General features: G+C 40.5%; 8 protein-coding genes and 1 riboswitch. Of the genes, 7 read left to right on the top strand and 1 reads right to left on the bottom strand.

Translation table 11 applies throughout. From position 1 onward, the window contains the following. The 5 genes from GC102_RS39070 to GC102_RS10705 form a co-directional block, all read left to right on the top strand. The coding region (locus tag GC102_RS39070) for a hypothetical protein (protein WP_216628021.1) at nucleotides 1-203 on the top strand (203 nt) is incomplete at its 5' end. Nucleotides 204-291: 88 nt separating this feature from the next. Continuing rightward, nucleotides 292-373, top strand: a riboswitch (ZMP/ZTP riboswitch). Nucleotides 374-418: 45 nt separating this feature from the next. Beyond that, nucleotides 419-964: a GNAT family N-acetyltransferase gene (locus GC102_RS10720; protein WP_171689517.1), complete on the top strand. Its 546-nt coding sequence runs from the start codon at nucleotides 419-421 to the stop codon at nucleotides 962-964. 465 nt (nucleotides 965-1,429) lie between these two features. After that, nucleotides 1,430-1,978, top strand: a complete 549-nt coding sequence (locus tag GC102_RS10715) for a VanZ family protein (RefSeq protein WP_171689516.1) — start codon at nucleotides 1,430-1,432, stop codon at nucleotides 1,976-1,978. Between the two features lie 163 nt (nucleotides 1,979-2,141). Then, nucleotides 2,142-2,678 carry a DinB family protein gene (locus GC102_RS10710; RefSeq protein ID WP_171689515.1) on the top strand — a complete coding sequence of 179 codons (537 nt, stop codon included), beginning with the start codon at nucleotides 2,142-2,144 and terminating at the stop codon, nucleotides 2,676-2,678. A 383-nt stretch (nucleotides 2,679-3,061) separates the two neighbouring features. Continuing rightward, nucleotides 3,062-3,514 carry a VOC family protein gene (locus GC102_RS10705; protein ID WP_171689514.1) on the top strand — a complete coding sequence of 151 codons (453 nt, stop codon included), beginning with the start codon at nucleotides 3,062-3,064 and terminating at the stop codon, nucleotides 3,512-3,514. Between the two features lie 377 nt (nucleotides 3,515-3,891). Here GC102_RS10705 and GC102_RS10700 read toward each other — a convergent pair whose 3' ends face one another. After that, nucleotides 3,892-4,101, bottom strand: coding sequence for an H-type small acid-soluble spore protein (locus GC102_RS10700; protein WP_171689513.1), 210 nt, complete (start codon nucleotides 4,099-4,101; stop codon nucleotides 3,892-3,894). A 520-nt stretch (nucleotides 4,102-4,621) separates the two neighbouring features. Between GC102_RS10700 and GC102_RS10695 the strand changes: the two genes are divergently transcribed. Both GC102_RS10695 and GC102_RS10690 read left to right on the top strand, forming a co-directional pair. Then, a complete protein-coding gene (locus GC102_RS10695) occupies nucleotides 4,622-5,104 on the top strand; it encodes an AAA family ATPase (RefSeq protein WP_171689512.1) in 483 nt (160 codons plus the stop codon). Between the two features lie 150 nt (nucleotides 5,105-5,254). Next, the gene (locus GC102_RS10690) at nucleotides 5,255-5,761 is read left to right on the top strand and encodes a GrpB family protein (protein ID WP_171689511.1); all 507 of its coding nucleotides are present in this window, start codon (nucleotides 5,255-5,257) and stop codon (nucleotides 5,759-5,761) included. The last annotated feature ends 187 nt before the right edge of the window (nucleotides 5,762-5,948 follow it).

Here is a 5,948-nt window from a genome sequence, read left to right as displayed (position 1 = left end):
CGGGTAGATTACTTGAGAAACAGCTGCAAGAAGAAATCCGCAAAAATAACCAGAATATTGGCATATTATGGTTATTTTTGCGAGGGAGATTTGTGCCTATGCAAATGAGGAAAGTTTTTTGTTTTCAGGCACACCGTTTTGGAAATAAAGGCTTCAGACCCATTCAAGGCGATGAAATCCTGCGAATGAGTGAGTTAATGTGAGAAAAACCCTTATAACCGAGGGACGGGCAGTATAGCGCAATTAAATCCTTGATTTCCTTATATTTACCAGATTATAATATAGTAAATATTTGGTATGTGTGACTGGCGAAAACGTAGATCACTACGGGGGAGCACATATTTCATAAAAGCCGTTCGCCTGGGCAAAGTATTTGGTCAAATGACTGAATACTTTTCTATTTTAAGGGGGAAATGCATTGGTTGATTTATCAGATCGAAAGCCCAGTAAAGGTAAACTTAATAGCCAATGGATTGATATTAGAAAAGCTCTAATTGAAGACTTAGACGAGGTGCAGAAATTATATGTAGAAGCAGCTAAATGGATTCGCTCTTCGCAAGGTATCATTCAGTGGAACGAAGATACGTTTACGATGAATTATTTGGAGCAATTTATTCGTGAGAAAGATGTATTTGTCGCATACCTGGATGGTGAGCTTGTGGGTTGTTTCTCTGTCCAGTGGAAGTACGAGGAAATATGGGGAGAATTATTTCATGATAATGCTGGTTACATTCACAGGTTAGTTGTTTTGCGGAAGTATAAGGGACAGGGGATCGGAAGCCATTTCCTTACTTGGGCGGAAGACTATATAAAGAGCGAAGGAAAGAAATGGTTAAGATTAGACTGCATGGCGGATAACCCAGCGTTAAATCAATACTACCTTAGTCAAGGATTGGTTTTCCAGGGGAGATACGACGGTCGTGGGTGGAGTGCAAATTTATACGAGCGTGAAATTATAGATTAGTTGAAAAAGTGGGTAAAGGTATCCCTTTTTGAAATTTCTATGCTAACGCAGAACGATAGTTCAATACAAAAGGGCTGCCGAGGTAGCCCTTCATTTTGTTAAGGTCAAACCAGTAGGGTTATGCTAATCAGGCGTAGAAGTAAGAAATTTGGTGTCATCTAAACTAGAGGATGCTCGCCAGTTACCTCAAGAAATTAAGAACATAATAGCAAGTTCTGCCGTTACGCTAACGCAGAACGTTTGTTCAATAAGAAACCAAGACGAGGCTGCCGGCATTAATCGGCAGCCTCGTTGAAGTAACGGGCAGGAGAACATGGTAATCCTCATGGAAATAAGGAAGGAAATTAATCACCTTTCTCGAATTATTGTTTGAGTTTGTAGTGAAGAAGAGCGTATAGCCGTGAACTTAATTTATAAACTGAACGTCAGAGAATAAGCAGGGATGAAATGAAAAATGGAGGTATTATGAATAAACGAGAACGAATTAAAACAATCATTTTATATGGTGTTTTCATTTGTTACATAGTTTTTTTAATTAAATTATTGTTCTTATCAAGAATTTCACTTTTGGAGATGTTTGATAGTCAAAGGACTTTAAATAGGTCAATCAATCTTATTCCTTTTTATAGTATTAAGGAATATATACTTGGCGGTTCTGCGACAATAAAAAAATTCGCTTTTAGTAATGTGGTTGGTAATATAGTTATTCTTATTCCTCTTGGTACTTATTTGTCATTATTCAAAAAGGACAAAAGAGTAATAACCCATCTGTTGTTTATATTCTTTGTGAGTTTATCTGTTGAAATCACTCAGGGGCTTTTAGGCATCGGAACATCAGACATTGATGACATAATTTTAAATTGTTTGGGTGGATTGATTGGTATTTTAGGGTATAAGTTTTTAGCGTTTATATTACGAGATGAGAAAAAAGTACGTACCGTAATCACAATACTATCTGCTATAGGTTTACCTGTTATATTATATTTATTATTCATGGTGAGATTGAGACTCTAAATTGCGCTAACGCAGAACGATAGTTCCAATCAAACATCATGAGGTAGCCGCGGGATCGATCGGCATTAAGCTATTTGGCATGAAAGTTAAAGGGAAATATCCCAGGTCAAGCGAATTAGTAAGAAAAGTAAAAAAGCAAAAAAATATGTTGAGGGGTATAGATATGCTGGAACTAACAAAGAACGTTCTTGAAGACATGGATAAGCAGCTCAATCGCATCATGAAGAGCTTAGACCATCTTGATGATGATTTGATTTGGAAAAAGATGAAGGCATCCACGAACAGCATCGGCAATCTTTGCTTACATTTGGCAGGAAACGAATATCAAAATATCGTAAGTGCAATCGGTAACAAACCGTTCATTAGGGAACGCTCTCGAAGAGAATTTAATTCTGTAGGTGGCTTGTCGAGGGATGAATTGGAGAGTCTTCTTTTGAGGACACGGTCCGAATCGACTAGTATAATATCAGCTTTGACCGAAGAGGATTTAAAAAGGGAAGTCATAATCCGTTATGGTTTAGAGGATTGGAATAGGATGCTTCGAGTTAACGCCTCAGAAGATGAAACCTATGAAGTAAGAGTAATTAGCCGTCTACTTATTCAGGTTGCGACACACTACGGATATCACGCAGGACAAATAGTACTACTCTCCAAATTAATCAAAGATATGGATGAAAACATAACAGGTCAGTATCATTGATCATTCAACTAACGCAGAACGATAGTTAAATACCAGAGGGGCTGCCGCGTGGCAGTCCTTCACTTCGCTATCGGGCAGTTTAGTTTAATGATCAAAAATAATAAGCAGGAGATAATATCGTAACTCCGAATTGTTAAAGTATAAAAATATTAGGAGTTTAGAATAAAACGATCTTATTACGGTAATTACGAATTGAATTTCGTAGAATAAAAGTTAATATGACATATCCGAAAACCAAATTTCACATTTTACTATACTGTGACTTATCTTTGTTATCATGAACTGTGACAAGATGTTAATCGTTTGGAAGGAATTAGAATTCTTGATAGAATAAATATGAAGATGATCAGGTAATAAATTTGTACACATAAGGAGATAAAACTATGGCAAAAAACAAATTACTAAGAATGGACAATGTTGGCATCGTTGTAGAATCCCTTGATGACGCAATCTCTTTCTTCGAGGAGATTGGCTTGAAGCTCGAAGGGCGAGCTACTGTCGAAGGTGAATGGGCTGGTCGCGTAACCGGGCTGGGTTCACAGTGTGTAGAGATTGCTATGATGGTTACCCCAGATGGCCACAGCCGACTTGAACTTTCGCGATTTCTCACCCCACCTACTATATCAGATCACCGAACTGCTCCTGTAAATGCCCTCGGTTATCTACGCGTCATGTTCACAGTTGAAGACATTGACGAAATGGTATCCAGACTCACTAAGTATGGTGCTCAGCTCGTTGGCGAAGTGGTTCAGTACGAGGAGTCGTATCGGCTCTGCTACATTCGTGGAAATGAAGGACTTCTAATCGGTTTGGCGGAACAACTCGGTAATAAATAAGTGACGTTTAAAAGAAGACTTAACTGAAATATACATTACTAGAGTAAAAATAGAAACAGAAAAGCAGTGTGAAAGTATCTCGAAGAAGTCGGGTGCATCATATAAACACCGCATTCACGCTCCGGGTCTGGGCGACCCTCGGTCCCGGAAACAAGGAACGAGGAAGTAATTGCCGGGACAATCCGCACCGACTAACCGCATCGCGGCCGGCAGCAAGCTGCCTTAACTCGGTGGGACTTCGTGATTGGTAAACTGATTTTATTCATGCCAAATAACCCTCCAATCTGGAATTGGAAGGTTTTTAATGGCGACGGATAAAAGCGGTGAGGAAGCAACGAAGTTGTTTCGCGAAGCTTTGCGGCAGTTTCGGCGGCGTCTCAAATAAACGGCAAATCAAACTCGTCGTTGAATTCTTCCGTCAGCACGTCGACCGGCACCGTCTGCTCCTCGTCTGGCCTGTCGAGCGTATGAATTCTCGCCGTCCCGGCTCCCACGTTTACATGTTCAATGAACACAGGCACGCCGAAGTACGACACGAATTTTACATCCAGAGAATCGGCGATCATCTTCGCTCTGTACGCTTCCATGATATCATCACCTCTCGTACAGTATTTGCAAGGGGCATGCTGCTTATCCGCGCGAACCTGTAATTGTCGGTTAATTAGAATATAGTTTGAATCAAGTCCGCGTAAATCGCGGGCTATTTCTTTTAACGGATCAAGTTCTTGTCAAAAGTTGATGTCAAGAAAATCATCCGATTCCCGACTAGTGATAAGAACATTGTCTGAATTCCGGGGAGGGCAGGGCGTCTGCCGCGAGCCTGTGTCTGAAGGGATTGTACCAGGCCGTAATGAAACGGGGCTAGCCGAAACGAAGCCGGTCGCAAAACGAGGTTAAACAAATTCGAAGCGATCTCGCCGCTAAAGGAAACTCCGAAGTGTACCGAGAACCTGAATATATAAAGACCAAGAAGCCGCCGCGGGACATCTATTGGCGGCCTTGTTCCGAGGGACGGGCAGTTATCTATGGCTTAACTTACATTAAAAGGAATCTCTGCATATATGACGAAGAAATATGTATCACCGATATTAGGGAGCCAAAATAGGAATGAAAAAAATCCTCATTACTGGAATTGTAGCTAGTGGTAAGACGACATTGGCAAAACGCTTATCAAAGAAAATTAATGTACCTTGGTATGAACTCGATTCCATTGTTCATCATCAAACGTCAACGGGGCGGTATAAGCGTACAGCAGAAGAGCAAATTGATGTTTTAATGGAAATTGATAAAAACGGAACATGGATATTTGAAGGAACTGATAGAGAATCCTATCAATGTTTATATCAAATAGCAGATACAATCATATTTCTTGATACTCCATTGTGGAAGCGTAGAATAAGAATTCTAACTCGATTCCTTAAGCAAAAACTCGGAATTGAAAAGTGTCATTATAAACCAGATTTTTTGATGTTAAAGATGATGTATAAATGGACACGGGATTTTGAACAAAATAGAAGCAGTTTTGAAACCAAGTTAAAACTATACAATGATAAGCTGATCAGATTAAGTAATGACCTGAACTTTCCCTAATCTGACAAAGATTACGCTAACAGAAAACGATAGTACCATGACGAGCAGGCTGCCGGCATCATCGGCAGCCTGCTCAACTATCGGGCAGGATTACGCAAATCTACTACGAATTAATATGTAACCATATTGTTACAGTCAGGAGGAGTCTGAATGGGTTCCAGTCTTATAGTAAGTGATTATGACCCTAGTTGGGTTCATTTGTTTGAACAGTTACGAGGCTTTGTACTTCCTGTTTTAAGCGATTTTGTAGTCACAATAGAACACGTTGGCAGTACATCCGTTCCAGGGTTAGCAGCGAAGCCGATTGTTGATATCGACGTGGTGGTGTCTACGCAGTTGGATGTCCTTACGGCTATTCAAAGGCTAGCCACCATTGGCTACGTTCATGAAGGCGATTTAGGAACTACGGGACGAGAGGCTTTTATTCCTCCCGTCGATGTAACTTGGCATCACCTATACGTCTGCACCATGGAAAACGCCGAATATAAGCGTCATCTCCTCTTTCGAGAGTATTTGAGAAATCATCCAGAGGATGCCAGGCAATATGGTGACTTAAAATTGGAACTCGCACAACGATTCCAGAATGACCGTTTAGCATACACGAATGCTAAGGGGGACTTTGTGAGAGAGATACTACAACGTGCGGGTTGGAAATGATGTGTATTTCAGCCTGTGTTATTACGCTAACGAATACGAGAGCTGAAAACCAACACCAAGATAGCTGCCGCGAATAATTAGCAGCCTTCATTAAGCTAAAGGGCAGCATAGCTCTAAGTAACCAATACATTGGATTTGTTGGGATCGACTTCAGACGATGTGGCGAATTGAAGTTTTATGGAGCAAT

The organism is Paenibacillus germinis, assembly GCF_013141785.1.
Taxonomy (GTDB): domain Bacteria; phylum Bacillota; class Bacilli; order Paenibacillales; family NBRC-103111; genus Paenibacillus_E; species Paenibacillus_E phytorum.
Note: the sequence above shows the minus strand (reverse complement) of the source record. Positions and strands in the feature narration are given on the sequence as shown.